Origin of the sequence: Actinoplanes rectilineatus (assembly GCF_000962825.1) — a bacterium.
In the GTDB taxonomy this organism is placed as follows: domain Bacteria; phylum Actinomycetota; class Actinomycetes; order Mycobacteriales; family Micromonosporaceae; genus Actinoplanes; species Actinoplanes rectilineatus.
In genome coordinates this window covers 15,948-32,643 of record NZ_JZKF01000097.1, presented here as the reverse complement: position 1 = coordinate 32,643, position 16,696 = coordinate 15,948, and the positions used below count along the sequence as shown (strand labels likewise).

At 70.4% G+C, this 16,696-nt stretch carries 17 protein-coding genes; 7 read left to right on the top strand and 10 right to left on the bottom strand.

All coding sequences use genetic code 11. From position 1 onward, the window contains the following. Positions 1-666: 666 nt before the first annotated feature. Positions 667-1,905, top strand: a complete 1,239-nt coding sequence (gene fdhA, locus WH85_RS39830) for a formaldehyde dehydrogenase, glutathione-independent (RefSeq protein WP_045747337.1) — start codon at positions 667-669, stop codon at positions 1,903-1,905. Positions 1,906-1,955: 50 nt separating this feature from the next. Here the strand turns inward: fdhA and WH85_RS39825 are convergent, their stop codons facing one another. Beyond that, positions 1,956-2,768 carry an intradiol ring-cleavage dioxygenase gene (locus WH85_RS39825; protein ID WP_045747336.1) on the bottom strand — a complete coding sequence of 271 codons (813 nt, stop codon included), beginning with the start codon at positions 2,766-2,768 and terminating at the stop codon, positions 1,956-1,958. Positions 2,769-2,938: 170 nt separating this feature from the next. Between WH85_RS39825 and WH85_RS39820 the strand changes: the two genes are divergently transcribed. From WH85_RS39820 to WH85_RS39800, 5 genes are read left to right on the top strand one after another with little or no spacing between them, the layout of a single operon-like run. After that, a complete protein-coding gene (locus WH85_RS39820; RefSeq protein WP_045747346.1) occupies positions 2,939-3,328 on the top strand; it encodes a YbaB/EbfC family nucleoid-associated protein in 390 nt (129 codons plus the stop codon). Continuing rightward, positions 3,318-3,650, top strand: a complete 333-nt coding sequence (locus WH85_RS39815; protein ID WP_045747335.1) for a type VII secretion target — start codon at positions 3,318-3,320, stop codon at positions 3,648-3,650. Before WH85_RS39820 ends, WH85_RS39815 begins: the two co-directional genes overlap by 11 nt. Further along, positions 3,635-5,473 carry a hypothetical protein gene (locus WH85_RS47825; protein WP_157411510.1) on the top strand — a complete coding sequence of 613 codons (1,839 nt, stop codon included), beginning with the start codon at positions 3,635-3,637 and terminating at the stop codon, positions 5,471-5,473. Before WH85_RS39815 ends, WH85_RS47825 begins: the two co-directional genes overlap by 16 nt. A gap of 29 nt (positions 5,474-5,502) precedes the next feature. Then, a complete protein-coding gene (locus WH85_RS39805; RefSeq protein WP_157411509.1) occupies positions 5,503-5,994 on the top strand; it encodes a DUF6301 family protein in 492 nt (163 codons plus the stop codon). Next, positions 5,975-6,367: a TY-Chap domain-containing protein gene (locus tag WH85_RS39800; RefSeq protein ID WP_045747333.1), complete on the top strand. Its 393-nt coding sequence runs from the start codon at positions 5,975-5,977 to the stop codon at positions 6,365-6,367. The genes WH85_RS39805 and WH85_RS39800 overlap by 20 nt, the downstream gene beginning before the upstream one ends. 87 nt (positions 6,368-6,454) lie before the next feature. Here the strand turns inward: WH85_RS39800 and WH85_RS53920 are convergent, their stop codons facing one another. After that, the gene (locus WH85_RS53920; protein ID WP_281179134.1) at positions 6,455-6,580 is read right to left on the bottom strand and encodes a hypothetical protein; all 126 of its coding nucleotides are present in this window, start codon (positions 6,578-6,580) and stop codon (positions 6,455-6,457) included. Between the two features lie 61 nt (positions 6,581-6,641). Here WH85_RS53920 and WH85_RS39795 point away from each other — a divergent pair, with 61 nt between their 5' ends. Continuing rightward, on the top strand, positions 6,642-7,010 hold the full coding sequence (locus WH85_RS39795; protein WP_045747332.1) for a MerR family transcriptional regulator: 369 nt from the start codon (positions 6,642-6,644) through the stop codon (positions 7,008-7,010). On the opposite strand, the gene WH85_RS39790 is transcribed toward WH85_RS39795, so the two are convergent. The 8 genes from WH85_RS39790 to WH85_RS39755 are packed head-to-tail and all read right to left on the bottom strand — an operon-like array spanning position 6,979 to position 16,694. Further along, on the bottom strand, positions 6,979-7,989 hold the full coding sequence (locus WH85_RS39790) for a GNAT family N-acetyltransferase (protein WP_045747331.1): 1,011 nt from the start codon (positions 7,987-7,989) through the stop codon (positions 6,979-6,981). The genes WH85_RS39795 and WH85_RS39790 overlap by 32 nt on opposite strands. A gap of 35 nt (positions 7,990-8,024) precedes the next feature. Beyond that, positions 8,025-9,254, bottom strand: coding sequence for an FAD-dependent monooxygenase (locus WH85_RS39785; RefSeq protein ID WP_045747330.1), 1,230 nt, complete (start codon positions 9,252-9,254; stop codon positions 8,025-8,027). Between the two features lie 9 nt (positions 9,255-9,263). Beyond that, positions 9,264-10,286: a GNAT family N-acetyltransferase gene (locus WH85_RS39780; RefSeq protein WP_045747329.1), complete on the bottom strand. Its 1,023-nt coding sequence runs from the start codon at positions 10,284-10,286 to the stop codon at positions 9,264-9,266. Positions 10,287-10,311: 25 nt separating this feature from the next. After that, positions 10,312-11,451, bottom strand: coding sequence for a hypothetical protein (locus tag WH85_RS39775; RefSeq protein ID WP_045747328.1), 1,140 nt, complete (start codon positions 11,449-11,451; stop codon positions 10,312-10,314). Then, positions 11,448-12,671 (bottom strand): O-antigen ligase family protein, encoded by a 1,224-nt coding sequence (locus tag WH85_RS39770; RefSeq protein WP_045747327.1) that lies wholly within the window; start codon positions 12,669-12,671, stop codon positions 11,448-11,450. Before WH85_RS39770 ends, WH85_RS39775 begins: the two co-directional genes overlap by 4 nt. Further along, the gene (locus WH85_RS39765) at positions 12,668-13,960 is read right to left on the bottom strand and encodes a lipopolysaccharide biosynthesis protein (protein ID WP_245674295.1); all 1,293 of its coding nucleotides are present in this window, start codon (positions 13,958-13,960) and stop codon (positions 12,668-12,670) included. Before WH85_RS39765 ends, WH85_RS39770 begins: the two co-directional genes overlap by 4 nt. Then, complete coding sequence (locus WH85_RS39760) at positions 13,953-15,440, bottom strand: tyrosine-protein kinase domain-containing protein (protein WP_083449625.1); 1,488 nt, start codon at positions 15,438-15,440, stop codon at positions 13,953-13,955. The genes WH85_RS39765 and WH85_RS39760 overlap by 8 nt, the downstream gene beginning before the upstream one ends. A gap of 21 nt (positions 15,441-15,461) precedes the next feature. Next, positions 15,462-16,694 carry a glycosyltransferase family 4 protein gene (locus WH85_RS39755; protein WP_045747326.1) on the bottom strand — a complete coding sequence of 411 codons (1,233 nt, stop codon included), beginning with the start codon at positions 16,692-16,694 and terminating at the stop codon, positions 15,462-15,464. Positions 16,695-16,696 lie beyond the last annotated feature (2 nt).

Below are 16,696 nucleotides of genomic sequence, written 5' to 3'. Positions count from 1 at the left end.
CTGGCCGTCCTGCCGGCTGTCTCGCGGGCTTGTTGTTGCCGACGTTGTGCCTGGTGGGTGCTCTCGCCGTCTGGTTGTGTGGGTTCGAGTCGTGGGTGCCCCCGATCATGCTTTCGGGTGCGCTTGCATGCTTTGTTCGGCGGGTGGCGGCACCCGATCACGTGATCGGGAGCGTCTACCTCGGAGGATTGGGTGCGTTGGCCGTCTCGCCGTCTCGCCGTCTCGCCGTCTCGCCGTCTCGCCGTCTCGCCGTCCTGCCGTCCTGCCGTCCTGCCGTCCTGCCGTCTTGCTTTCCTGCGGTACTGCGCGTCTCGCTGTTCTGCTGTTTGCCCGTTTTGCGGTCTCGGAGGTCCGTCGGCTCGCGGTCTTGCTGTGGTGCTGTTCGGACTCCTTGGCGTGGGGGAGAGCTGGCGTGGGGGGAGTTGGCGTGGGGAGTTGGGCGGAGTGGGAGCGGGGCGGAGGCGGGAGTCTCTGGGGCGGGTGACGGCGGGCGTGCTTTGTGGCGTACCCGAAAAGGTGCGGGAGCGCTGGACGTGGCTGGACGGCGTGGGGGTGCTTGGCGGAGGTGGGTTGGTGGGGGAATCGGCTTGTTCTGTGACTACTGACGGTTCTGTTGTGGTTGCTCTCGGGGAAGCATGGCCTTGTCGACGACGAGGGGAGCGTGACATGTCAGGCAACAGAGCCGTTGTCTATCAGGGTCCCGGCCGGGTCGGGGTTCAGGACATCGAATACCCGTCCTACGAGGTCAAGGACGGTCCCGGAGTCAACAAGGAGAACGTCGGGCGGCGTACGCCGCACGGGGCCATCCTCAAGACGGTGGCCAGCAACATCTGCGGCAGCGATCAGCACATGGTGCGGGGGCGGACCACCGCGCCGGAAGGGCTGGTGCTCGGGCACGAGATCACCGGTGAGGTGGTCGACGTCGGGTCGGACGTCGAGTTCGTGAGGGTCGGCGATGTCGTGTCGGTGCCGTTCAACATCTCGTGTGGGCGGTGCCGCAACTGCAAGGAGGGTAGGACCGGGATCTGTCTGCAGGTCAACCCGGACCGGCCCGGATCAGCCTACGGGTACGTCGACATGGGCGGCTGGGTCGGCGGGCAGGCCGAGTACGTGATGGTGCCGTACGCCGACTGGAACCTGCTCCGGTTCCCGGACCGGGACCAGGCGCTGGAGAAGGCGCTGGACCTGGCGATGCTCAGTGACATCTTCCCGACCGGGTATCACGGTTGTGTCAGTGCGGGCGTGACGACCGGGTCGACCGTCTACATCGCCGGGGCGGGGCCGGTCGGGCTGGCCGCGGCCACCTCGGCGTTCCTGCTCGGCGCGGCCGTCGTCATCGTCGGTGACCTCAATGCGGAACGTCTGGCGCAGGCTCGCAGTTTCGGCTGCGAGACGGTGAACGTGGCGGACGGCGATCCGGCCGAACAGGTGCAGAACATTCTGGGGCGGTCGGCTCCGGCGATCGGCCAGCCGCTGGTGGACGCGGCGGTCGACGCGGTCGGGTTCGAGGCGCGCGGCCACGGGGCGGACGCGCGGACCGAGCAGCCGGCGACTGTGCTGAACTCGCTGATGGACCTGACCCGGGCGGGCGGGGCGATCGGCATCCCCGGCCTGTACGTGACCGGCGACCCGGGCGGCGTCGACGAGGCGGCCAAGGTCGGTTCGTTGTCGATCCGTCTCGGACTGGGCTGGGCCAAGTCGCATTCGTTCGTGACCGGCCAGTGCCCGGTGATGAAGTACAACCGGAACCTGATGATGGCGATTCTGCACGACCGGGTGCGGATCGCGAAGAACGTCAACGCGACGGCGATCGGGCTCGACGACGCCCCGCAGGGCTATCAGGACTTCGACCGGGGTGCCGCCCGGAAGTACGTCCTGGACCCGCACGGATATCTGAAGCGGTGATCCGGCCTGCCGCGCCGGGGGCGTGAGACCCGGCGCGGCAGGGGTCCTCGCTACACCGGGACGGTGATCGTCAGGTTCGCCACGTAGCCGGCGGACACCGAACCGGTCACCGTGGCCATCTGCGTGGCGGCCAGGTCGTCACCGAACACCATGTCGCTGGCCAGCGTGATGCGGCCCAGGTTGGTGACGCTCGCCGAGTAGCCGGTGGCGCTGGTGTACACCGTCCGGGACACGGCTTCGGGCAGCGCGATCTGTGAGGTCTTGCGGATCGGGCCGGAGCCGCTGGTGGCCTGCGCCAGCGACGAGTACACCTCGAAGTGGATGTGCGGCCACCGGCCGGAGTAGCACCCGGGGAAGATGCTGGTGAAGGTGACCGTTCCGGACGAGTTGGTGACCTGGATGCCGCGCAGGTAGTTCTGGTTGGTGACCCCGGACGAGTACAGCGAGTACCGGCCTTCCCGGTCACAGTGCCAGGCGTAGATCGCGAGACCGGCGACCGGCGTGCACGCCAGGTTGAGCGCGGTCAGCGAGAACTGCAGCGGCACGCCGCCGGCGGTGGTCGTCGACGTGCCGAACGACGACCGGATGTCACTGCGGACGATGCCGGACAGTACGCGCACGTCCGGGCCGTTCGAGCCGTCCGCGGGGTACGGTCCGGCGGTCTCGGAGTCGACCTCGGCGGCGCACGCGGCGGTGGCCGGGTCCGCGTCGGCCCCGGTGAGCAGCCCGGCGCCGACGACGGCGAGCGCTCCGGTGCCGCCGACGACGCCGAGCATCCGGCGCCGCGACATGACGGGCAGGTCGTAGGTCAGGCCTTTGTCGTGCACCTCGCGTACGAACGCCTCGTTGTCCTGGTCCTGCATGGTTCCTCCTTCTGCCGTTGGGGGAGGACAGGAGCAAAACATCGAAGCCTATGAATGACCTGTGGTTGATCTCGTGACGGTCATACCGATCGGGTCATTCCGCCCCGTTGCCCGGTTGTGGATCTTCTTCGTAAGGTGGGGCCCCTTCGGATCATGGGCAGGGGGTGCTGATGAGGAACGTCGACGAGGCCGGGGAATGGCTCGACCGGTGGGCCGGCGGCGTCAGCGAACGCGCGGCGCGGGCCGCCGAACTGAACCGCCGGGTCGCCGGGCTGACCGGGCGGGCCAGCAGCCGGGACGGCACGATCACGGTGGTCGTCGCGGCCACCGGACAGGTCGAGGACCTGCGGCTCGAGGAACGGGTCCGCGACCTGCCGGCCCGGGAGATCAGCCGGGAGATCCTGGCGGTCATGCGGGCCGCCCAGCACACGCTGACCGAACAGATCGCCGGGCAGGTCCGGGACACCGTGGGTGCGGACAGTGAGACCGGTCGTACGGTGCTCGACGCGTACGCCCGGCGGTTCCCCGCGTCGGACACGGAGGCCGACCGTGGCCGCTGAACGGCTGAGCCTGCCCGTCCTGGCCGTCCAGCAGCACGCCGCCGGTGTCGACCAGGTCGCCGCCGATGTGTCCCAGGCCCGGGCAGCCGTGGACCAGGTCACGATGGACTCGCAGGCGTACGGGCAACTCTGCCAGTTCCTGCCCGGCCTGCTGTCCGGCCTCTTCGGTGCGGCCGTCACCGCGATGAACGGCAACGTCGACGCGCTGCACGAGACGGCGTACGGGCTGCGCGACGCGGTCCGCACCGTGCAGGCGGCCGATCAGGAATCGGCCGGTGACATCGCCGCGGCGTACAAGGCGCCGATGTGGGGATCGCAGTGACCGGTCCGCTCGTTGCGGACGTGCAGGACTCCACCACCTGGTCCACCGGGGCCGGGCTGGTCGAGGACGTGCACGCGATCGCCGAGGGCATCCGCGACGGCAGCTGGGTCGACGTCACCCTCGGCGGTGTCGGCGGTGCTCTGGACACCCTGTCCCTGGCCGTTGACCCGCTGGGCACTCTGGCCAGTTGGGGCGTCTCCTGGCTGATGGAACACGTCGGACCCCTGCAGCAGATGCTCGACTGGCTGGCCGGCAACGCCGACGAGGTCGCCGCGCACGCCGCCACCTGGCGCAACGTGGCGGCCTTCACCGAGGCGGCCCGCGAGGACTACGCCAACCGGTTGCAGGCGGAGGTGGCCGGCTGGTTCGGTGACTCGGGGGACGCGTACCGGGAACACGCCGGCGTCCATCTGCGTACCCTGCAGGGTTTCTCGATCGCGGCGGGTGGCATCTCGTTCGCGGTGGAGGGCGCAGGCCTCCTGGTCGGACTGGTCCGTGGCCTGGTCTGCGACCTGATCGGCCAGTTCGTCGCGACGTTGGCGGTGCGGCTGCCCACCTGGCTCGGCGCGGAGGGCGTGACCCTCGGTCTGGCGACGCCGTGGGTGGCGACGCAGGTGGGTCTGCTGGTGACGACGTACGCCGACGAGATCCAGAGCAAGGTCCGGGCGCTGCTGAGCAGCCTGAGCCGCCTCGAATTCAAGATCACCAGTCTCGAGGACTACCTCGTCTTCAACAATGCGGAGAGTGCGTCCCACGCCCGTAGTCCGGTGACCGGCGGGTTCCCAGGGTGGGGCTCCGGCGGGGCAACGCCCTCGGGCGCTGCGGAGGTGCCCCGGTACGGGCCGGAGGATCTCACCCCCACCGGTCGAATGGATCCGAATTCCGGCAACGAGGTTCACGTCGGACCGGATGGACGGGAACACTTCGTCGACGACGAGGTGGGAACCATCCGGGACGCGAACGGCGATCTGCACAAGAACGGCGCTTATTACCACGATGTCAACAGGCCGGACAGCTCGACGTATGCGTTCCGCGGGACGCCGATACCAGAGTCCAAGCGCACCCACATGCCGGACGGTGACGCTGCCGTCGACATCGAGGTCCGTGATGCCGTGCAGGCGCGGCAGGCCGTCTATGACGCCCGGCGAAACGTCTGGGACGCCCACCTGCAGCCCCTCTTGGACAAGCTGCCCGATGAGATGAAGTTCGACGGGACGCTGACGACGAAGGGGGTGCGGTCGCTCCTGGCGGAGGCCGACCTGCCGCTCGACACCGTGGAGCGGGCGATGCTCGAACACTTCGGCATCGAGTACGCCGAGATGGCCGACCACCTGTCCACTGCCAGCGAGCGGCTGGGAACGGCCGGAGGTGCCCTGGTCGCCGAGCGGGAATTCCCAGGCGCGCGGCCGCTGACGGACGGGGACGGCGTTCGGGGAACCAGCGGCAACCTGGATCGCGTCCTGTACCTCGACGAGCAGAACGGCGTGATCATCGCCATCGAGGAGAAGGGTGTCGGATCGGGGCTGGGCGGCAGGAAGGTCGACGACCCGACCGACCCCACGGGTACGAGGATTCAGGTGGAGCAGATGTCGACACCGTATCTGCGGCACATGCTGGAGAAGGACAACAAACTCGAGCATGTGCTGGGCGCTGACGACGATCTGCGGGCCGCCTTGCAGAACACTGTCAACGGCCCTGATCCGGGTGTGATTCGGTACCTCCGGGTGCAGACGATGGAAACCGGTGAGGTCCGGGTGATCGACTATGTTGTCGACGAGGCGCAGTTGCAGCGACACAGCATCAGAGTCGCTGGTTCCCACTAGTCAGGAGTCCAAGAATCATGGTGCCCCGCGTGGTCGACGCCCGTGTTCTGCGGGAAACCCTGCGTTCGTTTCGCGATGTCGAGTGGGACTGGTCGGCGGCCGGGCTTCCCGTCGTTGCGGAACGGCTCGGCTGGGAGCCGGCTGCCGGCTCCGTTCCTGAGGTGGTGCAGGTTTTCGATCCGCACTTCGGTGTCGCGACAGGTGTGGTCGAGATACCGGTCATCGCGGGGACCGTCAAGCAGATCATGCTGCGTCTGACCGATGTGATTCCGGATGCGGACCCCGCCGGCGAGAACGCTGTCCAGGACGCCTTCGTGGACGCCGTCGCCGTGGCCACCGAAGTTCTGGGCGAGCCGTCGGGGCGCGAGGCCGGCGAGCTTCCGCATGTGGTCTGGCGTGGGCCGTCGAGCACAGTCCGGATCGAGAGATACCGGAAGACCGCTGTGCTCGTCTGGCTGGGCAATGCCGTTGCGGACCGGCTGGCGCGGGTCGAGGAGCGGGATGCTGTCCGTGGGGGATGAGGAGTGGGAGGCGTTGACCGCGGAGTTGGCTCGGCATCTGGTGCGGATGGCTGTCGGCGACTATGTCGTACTGCGGGCCGGACCGCATTTCGTGCAGTTCCGGCAGCGTCCGACGGTCGTGCATGCCGAGGCGATCTCCAATGAGTATCTCGCTGCGGATCGTCGGCTGAGTGACGACGACGAGCAGCGGTTGGCGCTGATGGGCTGGTCGCCGCCGAGTGCCGCTACGGCGTTCAACTGGTGGGCCGACCGGGCGTGGCCGTTGAGATCGAGTGCGGCCCGGGAGCTGGCGGAGTTCCTGGTGCGGACGCTGCGGGACGTCTTCGGGGTGCGGGCGGCCGGTGAGGTCACCTGGGAGCGGGTCGCTGGGTGAGTGGCGATCTCAGCCCGGCGGTGGCGGCACAGGCGTGCGTGGGCAGGTGGTCTCGGGGGAGGCACGGGACTCCCATCGACGCGTACCCTAGAAATGGGTGTTTTCTTGGTCTTTGCGGTATTTCTGGATCTCGGATGAGCGGCCTGACGCGGTGAGGCCGGCCAGGGCGGTGGGGGTGGCGAGCGGTCCGAGGAGCGAGGTTGTCGTGGTCATGGGGAGACGGTAAAACTTGACATCTGTGTCAGGGTCAAGCGTTGTGACGGGGGAGACATCCATGAGGATCGGTGACCTGGCCGGGGCGACCGGGGCCAGCGCGCGCTCCCTGCGCTACTACGAGGAACAGGGCCTGCTGAGCAGCGAGCGCGGCACCGGCGGACAGCGGCGGTACCCGCCGGCCGCGGTGGACCGGGTCGGGCTGATCCGGTCACTGCTCGCGGCCGGGCTGACCACCGCGGTCATCCGGGACGTGCTGCCGTGCGTGGCGGACGAGACGATCCGCACGCCGTGGCTTGCCGGGCGGCTCGGCGAGGAACTCGGCCGGGTCGAGGCGCAGATCAAGGACCTGCACCGGACCCGGGAGATCCTCGCCGGGCTCGTCGAGCGTTACCGGGTCACGAGCGGTACGGCGGAAAGCGTCCGCTGAGCGACTCCGGCGTGCCACCCAGCTTCTCGAAGGCGACCGGGTCGGCCACCACCCGCCAGGTGTGGAAATCCTGACGCCCGGAGCCGAACGCCGCCTTGTAACGGAACAACGAGTCGCCGGAACCGCCCACCCCGCCGCCCAGATGGTAGACCCGGTTGCCGCGCTCCCGCCCCCACAACCGGATCTCGTGGTACAGCAGCTTGTCCGCCCACCAGATCTGACCGTCCCGGGTGGACTGCAGGTGGGTGTGCATCAGACCGTCGTGTTCGAAGAACAGGTTGCCGCCCAGCACCTCGTCGTCCCGGACCGCCACCGCCAGGTGGATGCTCGGCCCGAGCGCGGCCCGCAGCCGGTGGAAGTGCCCCGGTTCGAAGAAGTAGAAGTCCGTCGCACCGACCCGTCGCATCGTGGCGTGGTAGGTGCCGATCCACGCGTCGAGCCGGTCCCAGTCGTCCAGGACGATCCGCACCCCGGCCCGGGTCGCCTTGCCGATCTGGTTGCGGTGTGTCCGGTGGGTCTCCTGCCACATCTGCTCGGGGGTGAGCGTCAGGTCGAGCGACACGGTCTCGCCGTGCCGGACCACCGTGCCGGCGGTCTCCAGCGACACCACCGGAGCCGGCAGCAGCGGGTGCAACCGGACGAAAGCGGTGATCACGTCACTGGTCCGGAGCAGCGCGGTGAGGGCCCGCGCCGCGCGCGCCCAGAACCCCGTGTCGGTCACCGGGGCGTTGCTGACCGGACCCGGATATCCGTACGGGGAGACCGCGTCCCGCAACCCGGTGGCGGGCACGTCGCGCAGCACCAGGGGAAGGAGCAGCATCAGCGGCCCCTCGTCGTACCGGAACGCGGCCGGCATGCCTCCGGAGAGCCGGGCGTCCAGGCGTACATAGTCGGGCAGGTGGTAGACGTCGTGGTGGAGGTGCCGCAGCGCCTCCGCCCACGCCGTGTCGTCGTGTTCCAGTAGGGCGCCTTCGGCCATCGGTCATCCCTTCGCTGTTCACTTGTCACCGCGCGTCACGCGGTATGCGGTATCACCTGACCCGCCGCCACGGTCGCCGTGCCCGGCCGCCTCCGGGCCCGGCTCCACCGGCGGGCGCTCAGGGTCCAGCGCAGGAGCGCACGCGGGACCGTGTTCTGGGTGGAGATGTGCAGCGCGTACCGCCACACCGGGAACTCGCCGCGGCGGTTCGACAGCGCGTACGAGAAACGCCGGGCCGGCAGGTCCGCGTAGTCGCCGACGTGCTCGAACCAGGAACTGCTCGCCCGCGCCGCGCGCTGCAACGGCGCCATCGCCGCCTTCCGGCGGTGCTCGTATCTTTCCAGGGCCACCGGCAGTTCGTCACCGGACGCGACCGCGTCGGCGAGGGCCATCGCGTCCTGCATGGCCAGTTTGGTGCCGGACCCGATCGCGAAGTGGGTGGTGTGCGCGGCGTCGCCCATCAGCACCACGTTGCCGTGGTCCCAGCGCTGCGCGGTGACCCGGCGGAAGTTCAGCCAGCCGGTGCCGCCCAGGTCGGCGCGCTGGTCGATCAGCGGCTGTCCGTTCAGGTGGCCGGCGAAGATCTCCCGCAGCCGGGCGGTGCCGGCCGCCGCGTCCATCGTGTCGAAACCCAGACCGGACCAGGTCGACGGCGTGCACTCCACGATGAACGTGCTGGTGGTGTCGTTGAACGGGTACGCGTGGTACCAGATCCAGCCGGCCTCGGTGCGGACGAATCCGAAGGTGAACGTGTCGAAGACGTGCGGCGTGCCCAGCCAGATGTACTTGTTGTCGGCCACGTCGACCTCCGCCCCGAAATGCTCGGCGTTGCTCTGCCGGATCCGGCTGCCCGCCCCGTCGCAGGCCACCACCAGGTCGGCCGGGGGCAGCGCGGCCGGGTCGCCCAGGTCGTCGGACCAGCTGATCCGCACGCCCAGTTCGGTGGCCCGGGTGGAGAGGATCTCGAGCAGCTTGTGCCGGCCCAGGCTGAAGCCGTACCCGGGCAGGTGGGTGACGGGTTTGCCGGTGGCCCGCACTTCGTACTCGTCCCACTGGCAGGCGGCCTCCCAGATCCGCTCGGCGCTGACCGGGTCGTACCGGAACAGGTCGTCGAGCAGGTCGTCCCAGAAGACCACACCCCAGCCCCAGGTGACGCCGGCCGGGTTGCGTTCCAGCACGGTGATCTCGTGGCCCGGGTCGGCGAGTTTCGCCAGCACCGCGAAGTACAGACCGGCGGGACCGCCGCCGACGCAGGTGATCCGCATGACGGGCTCCTAACGGTAGGACGGGAAGGTGGCGGTCAGGTCGGCCGGGTCGGCGTCCGGGCGGCGCTCCCGGACCAGCCGCTCGTACGCCTCCGAGTCGCACACCACCCGCCAGGTGTGGAACAGGTGCCGGCTCGGCGAGAACCCGGCCTTGTACGAGAACAGCGAGTCGTTGGCCCCGCCCTTGCCCCCGCCCAGGTGGAACACCCGGTCGCCGCGTTGCCTGCACCAGCGGCGCACCGAGTCGTAGAGCAGTTCGTCGGCGTACCGTTTGGGTGCCCGCCGGGTCGACGAGACGTACCCGGTGGCGATCCCGTCGTACGAGAAGAAGGTGTTCCCGCCGACCACCTCGCCGTCCTCGAGGGCGACCGCCAGGTGCATCCGGTCGCCGACCGCGTCGTGCAGCGCCGCCAGGTGTTCGGTGGTGAAGAAGTAGTACGACGTCGCCCCGACCCGCCGCATGTTGTCGTGGTACACCTCGACCCACTCGGGCAGCCGGTCCCAGTCGTCGAAGACGATCTCGGTGCCGGCCTTCCTCGCCCGGTTGATGTGGTTGCGGTGGTCGCTGCGGGTCTGCCGCCACATCTCGTCCTCGTCGACGGTCAGGTCCATCGAGACCGTCTCGCCGTGGCAGACCAGCGTGCCGAACCGTTCCAGGGTGGGTGGCGGGGAGCCGAGCAGCGGATGCATCCGGACGAAGGCGCTGACGATGCCCGCGGACCGCAGCGTGTCCCGCATCGCCGCGCAGGCCGGCTCCCAGAACGCGGCGTCCTCGGCGACGGCGTCGCTGACCGGCCCCGGATAGCCGTACGGGGAGATGGCGTCGCGCAGGTCCGAGTCCGGGACGTCCCGGACGATCAGCGGTACCAGCAGGCGGCGGCCGTTCCGCTCGTACCAGAACGCGGCCGGAGCGCCACCGTAGAGCCGGGCGTCGAGGACGACGTACTCCGGCACGTGGTACATGTCGTGGCCGACGTGCTGCAGCGTCTCCTTCCACTCGCGAGCCGCCGGTTCCAGCAGCGAAGCCGTCATGTCGTGTTCTCCTTCTCCCGCCGCTCTACGCCCGCAGGATCCGGGCGTTGAGCGCCATGTTCGCGGCGAACTGATCGTTCACCACCTGGTGGTTCTCCAGCCGCAGCTGCACGGCCGGGTCGTAGCGGCCCAGCTTCACGAAACCGTCGGAATACCAGCCGTTGTCCTTGCCGGTGCCGTCCACGTACGCGTGATAGGTCGTCCCGGACGGCCAGACCACCGTGGTGAGCGTCGCCGCGAACGCCGCCACGTCCGCGTCCGTCCAGCCGCGCCCGTGGTCGCGGGCCTCCACCACGTACGTGATCACGCCGTTGCCGTGCCCGGCGTCCTGACCGGGACGTTTCGCCGACCCCCACACGTCGCTCCAGAAGTACGCGTGCCCGTCCACCGGGTTGCGCCGCAGTTGCTTGCGGATCCGGTCGCCGATCGTGGTCAGCACCGTGGTGTACCGGCCGCGGCGGCGTTCGTCGGCGGTCAGCTGGGACAGGTTGAGCGCGATCAGGGCCCAGTGCGCGGCCATGTGGGTCCGCTCGCGGTAGATGTTGTCGTCCTGTCCCCGCGAGTACCACTTCTCGAAGATCTGCACCTCGGCGAAGGTCAGCAGGGTGTCGTACCGGGCCCGATAATTCGGGTCGGCGAGGATCGCCGGGTTCTCCTTCATGGCGGTCAGCAGCGTGGTGGCGTACCGCCAGAAGTAGCTCTCGTAGAGCGGCACCTCGTTGCCGCCCTCACCGGACCGGACCGACGGCCAGCCGCGGTACCCGTCCTTGGACGGCACGGCGGCCGCCACCACGTTCTCCACGTAGTCCAGCGCCCGGTCCAGGAACCGTCTCTGGTCGGTGGCCCGGAACATCGCCACGCAGGCGTCCAGTGAGTACGCCAGGTCGTAGTGGTCGCGGCTGTCCCTGGACCTGCTCAGCGGGATGCTGTGTTTCTCCTGGTAGTCCCAGCTCTGCAGGAAGACGCCGGTCCAGTGGGCCACCGTCTTGACCTTGAGTTTGTCGGCGGTGGCCGGGGCCGCACCGGGCAGCGGCGTGCTCTCCCCGATGTCGTCACCCCCGGCGGCGTAGCGGGTGGCGCTGTGCGCTGCGGTGGCGGCGGCCACCGAACCCAGGCCCAGCATGATGAGGGCACGCCGGCTCAGCCGGCTCCTCCGGTCGGTCATCGCGGTACCGGCTCTCGCTCGGGTGTGTGCGGATCGGACACCGGGGCCCCGGACCGCGAGACGGCGGCCGCGGCGGCCACAGCGGCGAAGATCCACGCTAGGCGGGCGTCGTAGTAGTCGCCGGAGAAAAGGCTGCTCAGTCCCACGAAAACGGCCGACGCGACGGCCAGCCCGGTGACCTGCGGACGCAGGCCGCCGCCGTGGACCACCCGGGTCCACAGCACGATCGAGGTGCCCAGCAGGCCGAGCCCGAGCAGACCGCCCTCGGCGGCGACACCGAGCACGTAGTTGTGCGGGTACTCGACCATCTGGTTGACGCCGATCTCGCCGTAGAACCCGTCCAGCCCGGCACCGGCGACCGGATGGACGAGGAACAGGTCCACGGCGGCCGCCCAGATCGACGTCCGGTCGGACATGTACTGCTCCTGGACGGTCTGCTCGACGAACCGCTCCTGGAACAGGCTGGTGAACTCGGGCGGGGCGAACACCCAGAGCGCGGCGCCGGCGGCGGCCAGCACCAGCCCGGCGGCGACCACCGGGCCGGGCCGCAGCCGGTGCCGCAGTTTGAGCAGGGCGACCGCGCCCACCGCGGCGCCGGCCAGCAGACCGGCCCGCGACCCGGAGAGCACCGCGGCCAGCAGGAACAGCGGGGTCACCAGCAGCGGCCAGACCCGTCCGGTGAGCATGAACAACGCCACCGCGCTGATCACCCCGAGGATCTCGATGCGGACGAAGACGTTCGGCCCGCCGCCGAACGCCGAATAGCGCCCCTGCTCGCCGGGGCCGTTGACGAGCAGCGCGGCCAGCGCGAAGACGATCGCGGCGACGAACAGCAGACGGAACAGGAGCAGGCCGACGGTGTCCGGGTCGCCGGCCGCGTACGCATAGAAGGCGATGGTCAGCACGGCCAGCAGGACCAGGTCGAGGGTCTGCGGCCCGACCCGGGAGGCGGACGGCGCCCAGAGCGCCGACGCGATCTGGAAGACGAAGAAGATCAGGGCGGCGACCAGCCAGCCCTCGTGCCGCAGGCCGTCCATCGGGTGCGGCCCCGGCTGCCGGGCGGCGTCCAGGGCCAGCACCACCAGGGCCAGCACCAGGCCGATCACCCGCAGGTCGACCCAGGCGAGATCGAGGAAACCGGCCCGGTCCAGGGTGTACCGCCCGCCGATCGCCACCAGGACCAGCAGCAGACCCGGCGCGACGAACGCCCGCGGCCTCACGGTCTCTCCCGGGCCAGCGTCGTGGCCACCAGCGCGAACACCAGGCAGGCGCCGTAGCCGAGCAGCGAACCGTAGGCGGCACCGAGGATGCCGAGCCGGGGGATGAGCAGCACGTAGGCGGCGAAACTGACCACGAAACCGGTGATCTCGGCGACCGAGACGAGACCGCCGCGGCCCTTGGCGATCAGGAAGCCGAGACTGACCCGGGAGACCGCGTACAGGCCGGCGGCGACGACCAGCGGCAGCACCACGGAGCGGGCCGCGGCGTACTGGTGGCCGAAGACCGGGACGATCAGCAGGTACAGCCCGCCGGCCACGACCGGCACGATGACCAGCACGTAGACCGCGACCGCCACCAGGACCGGGCGGGTGCGCAGACCACCGTCGCGGTGCGAGGCCCGCCAGCGGCCCAGGCGGGAGTCCGCGTACGCCCGGATCGGCCAGGCCAGCAGCTCGGTCAGGGTGGCCACCGAGGTGTACAGGCCGAGCGCGGCGGTCGACGCCAGCACCGGGATCACCAGGCGGTCCACCCGCAGCATCGCCATGTTGGAGATGGCCGCCGGGAACAGCGCCAGGCCCTCCCGCCGGACCTGGCGGTTCTGGTCATCGGCGACCGGGGCGGCGTCCGGCGACACCGGCAGCCGCAGCCAGATCACCAGGTAGACGACGGTCGGCACGGCGCCGGCGACCACGTAGGCCAGGAACCAGTACTCCGGATGCGACGCGCCGGCGAGGTAGAGCCCGACGAGCATGGCCAGGAGCAGCACCGCCTCGAGGATCCGGGCGACCAGGAAGTCACGGACCCGGCCGACGGCGATCGCGATCGAGCGGGTGGCCAGGGCGGCGGCCTCGATCAGCGCGTACCAGGCGAGCATCGCGATGATCACCGGCCCGGGGGAGATCCGGGCCGGGGCGATCACCGCGTAGACCACGGCGCCGGACAGGGCGACACCCGCGGGGATCAGGAGCAGTTTCGCGTACGCCCGGACCGCCGGCGCCGGAGCGACGTTGTGATAGCTCGCCACGAAGCTGCGCTCGGTCCCCAGCAGGAGCACCTGGGTGACCAGGTAGACCACCTGGAGCATGAGCGCGACCTCGCCGCGGTGCGTCGGGGTCAGCGACCGCACCATCAGGATGTTCGCGGCGGTGGCGACACCGCCGGTCAGCACCTGGGAGGCGAGGAGCTGGACGCTGGGTTCGGCGACCATGGTGCGTAACCAGGAGAACGGGTCGGCGCGGCGTGGTGGGGCGAGGTCCCCGGCGGCGTGTTCCGCCCGCAGTTCACTCATCGGATTCGTCGGACTTGTCATCGCTTTTGGGGGACTCCTCGGGGGGAGTGGCAGCCTCCACGACCCGAGCCCGTCCCCGGGCCGGCCCGACCGTGGGCAGCGAGACGAACGTGTCCCCGTGCCAGTCCGGCGAACCGGCGTCGGCCAGCTCCGGCTTGTCACCGAAACCCGGCACCCCGGACACCTCGTCCACCGGACCGGTCGGCAGTTTGCGCGGCAGCGCGTTGAGCACCGCCCCGGCCAGCCGCGCGCCGACCCGCTCCAGCAGGTCCATCGACCGTCGCACGTCCGCGGCCCGGGTCCGGCCGGCCCGCACCACCAGCAGCGCGCCGTCGGTCACCTGCCCGATCACCGCGGCGTCCGCGACGTCGTGCAGGGCCGGCGCGTCCACCAGCACGATGTCGAACCGGTCGGTCAGGGTCCGCACGGTGCTGCTCAGCCGCGGCGAGGCCAGCAACTCACCCGGGTCCGGGGCGTCCTCGCCGGCCGGCAGCACGGTGACCCGCCCGTTCAGGGCCTTCTGCAGCACGTCGCGCATCCGGGCCGAACCGGCGAGCACCTCGGCCAGCCCCGGCGACGGCTCCAGAGCCAGATAACGCCCCACCCCCGGGGTACGCATGTTCGCGTCCACCAGCGCGACCCGTGCCCCCGTCTCGGCCATCGCGATGGCCAGCCCGCAGGTGACCGCGGTGGTGCCCTCCTTGCGCCCGGAGCCGGTGAGCAGCAGCGACTTGCCCCGCCCCGGCCCGTTGTGCGGGTCGGCCAGGTCCGGCAGCAGGCTGCGCAGCCGCCGGAACGCCTCGGCCAGCGCCCGGTCCGCGTGATCACCGCGCCCGAACCGGCCGCCTATCGCGATCGCCCCGACCGTGCCCACGCCCAGCCGGCGCAGGTCGTCCTCGTCGGCCACCGTCCGTGCGGTGGCCTCCCGGACCGCGACCGCGATCAGGCCGATCAGCAGGCCCAGCACGGCCGCGAAACCGGCGTCCCGGCCCAGCGTGCCGGGCTCCTCGGTGGTCTCCGCGTCCTGCAGCACCGAGATCGCCGGGGTCTCGGCGTCCGGGTTGTCGGCGCTGCCGATCTGCCGGGCCAACCCGACCAGCACGGTCGCCGCGGTGGTGACGATCTGCTCGCTGCGGGCCGCGTCCGGGTCGGTCGCCGAGATGACCAGCAGGTCGGTGCCCTCCCGGACCTGCGCGGACAGGCTCGCGCTGACCTGCTCGGGGGTGATGCCCGGGCCCATCCGGTCCACCACGCCCTGCGCCACCCGGGGACCGGTCAGCAAGGCGATGTACGAGTTCAGCCGGCGCGCCCCGGCGTCCGGATCGCCGTTCCCGGAGCTCGCGAAGAGCACCATCGACGACCGGTGTGCGGGCTCACCGGCCGTGCCCATGCCGGCGGCGATGCCGGTGGCGAGCAGCACCGGCAGCACGAGCCAGAGCCATCGGCGCCGGCACGCCCGCACGTACGCACGCAGTTCCACGCTGACTTCCCCCGTATTTCGTCAGGACAGGGCGGTTTCCCGGTGGCGTGGCGCCGACCGGTGGAGCACCGCCTCGAAGCGGTCGAAGAGCATGTCCCGTGAGAACTGCTCGACGGCCAGCCGATGCGACGCCGCCCGGGCACGCTCCAGCCAGTCGTCGTCACGGACGTGCTTGACCAGCAGTTCGGCCGCCGCGCCGGTGTCCTCCGGATCGAGCACCAGGCCGGCGCCGGAGTCACGCAACATCTCGGCCTGCCATCCGCCGTAGTTGATGGCGATCGGGCGAGACGCCGCGAGAGCGTCGAAGAACTTGTTGGCGGAGTTGTCCCAGAGCCCACGGATCGGGCGGACGAAGCTGGTGGACATGGTCGCGGCGCCGAGGATCACCGGCAGTTCGGATTTCGGGACCTTCTCCCACATCCGTACCGTCTCGTCGAGAAGTCCCAGGTCGGCGGCGAGCCGCTTGGTGGGCTCCCACTCCTTGCCGTGCCCGACGATCAGCACCCGCACGTCCGGGTCCAGTTCCCGCATCCGGTGCGCGGCCCGGACCAGGTAGTCCACCCCGTTGACCGCGCCGAGCGCGCCGGTGTAGACGATCAGCGGCCGGTCACCGAGCCACTCGTGGCCGGCCCGGAACCGCCGGACCTGCTCGTCGCCGACCGCGAACAGTTCCAGGTCGGCGGCGTTCGGGATGACCGTGGTCGGTGTCTGCGGCCGGCGGGCCAGCACCCCGGCGGCCATCCCGGGGGAGAGGGCGATGACCTCGCTGGCGTTGCGGTAGGCGAAGTTCGCCAGCGCACCGGCCAGCCGGCGGGCCACCGGGTTGCGCAGGGCGCCCATCTCGATCGGCACCTCGGGCCAGAGGTCGCGGACCTCGAAGACGAACGGTGCCCGGCGCAGCTTGGCCGCGATCACGCCGGGCACCGCGACGGTGAGCGGTGTGCTGGTGGCGAAGACGAGATCGGCCCGCAGCCGGGCGGCCTTGACCGCGGCGAGGACCATGAACTCGGCGAAGGCCCGCAGCCGCCGCGCGTAGGACATGTCGTTGGAGTACGGCACCCGGAACCAGTGGACGGTCACGCCGTCCTCCCGGGTGACCCGCCACCCCAGCTCCCGGTCGCCCGGGGTGATGTCCGTGGTGATCACGTCGACGGTGTGTCCCCGGGCGACCAGGCGGCGGGCCTGCTCGTACGACCGGATGCCACCGGCCATCGACGGATTGCAGTAGTACTGGTGGATGTAGACGATCCGCATCG

Excerpts from the sequence above, each read along its gene's own strand:
- fdhA (WP_045747337.1), top strand. The coding sequence starts at position 667 with ATGTCAGGCAACAGAGCCGTTGTCTATCAGGGTCCCGGCCGGGTCGGG.
- WH85_RS39825 (WP_045747336.1), bottom strand. The coding sequence starts at position 2,768 with ATGCAGGACCAGGACAACGAGGCGTTCGTACGCGAGGTGCACGACAAA.
- WH85_RS39820 (WP_045747346.1), top strand. The coding sequence starts at position 2,939 with ATGAGGAACGTCGACGAGGCCGGGGAATGGCTCGACCGGTGGGCCGGC.
- WH85_RS39800 (WP_045747333.1), top strand. The coding sequence starts at position 5,975 with ATGCTGTCCGTGGGGGATGAGGAGTGGGAGGCGTTGACCGCGGAGTTG.
- WH85_RS53920 (WP_281179134.1), bottom strand. The coding sequence starts at position 6,580 with ATGACCACGACAACCTCGCTCCTCGGACCGCTCGCCACCCCCACCGCC.
- WH85_RS39795 (WP_045747332.1), top strand. The coding sequence starts at position 6,642 with ATGAGGATCGGTGACCTGGCCGGGGCGACCGGGGCCAGCGCGCGCTCC.
- WH85_RS39790 (WP_045747331.1), bottom strand. The coding sequence starts at position 7,989 with ATGGCCGAAGGCGCCCTACTGGAACACGACGACACGGCGTGGGCGGAG.
- WH85_RS39785 (WP_045747330.1), bottom strand. The coding sequence starts at position 9,254 with ATGCGGATCACCTGCGTCGGCGGCGGTCCCGCCGGTCTGTACTTCGCG.
- WH85_RS39780 (WP_045747329.1), bottom strand. The coding sequence starts at position 10,286 with ATGACGGCTTCGCTGCTGGAACCGGCGGCTCGCGAGTGGAAGGAGACG.
- WH85_RS39775 (WP_045747328.1), bottom strand. The coding sequence starts at position 11,451 with ATGACCGACCGGAGGAGCCGGCTGAGCCGGCGTGCCCTCATCATGCTG.
- WH85_RS39765 (WP_245674295.1), bottom strand. The coding sequence starts at position 13,960 with ATGAGTGAACTGCGGGCGGAACACGCCGCCGGGGACCTCGCCCCACCA.
- WH85_RS39755 (WP_045747326.1), bottom strand. The coding sequence starts at position 16,694 with ATGCGGATCGTCTACATCCACCAGTACTACTGCAATCCGTCGATGGCC.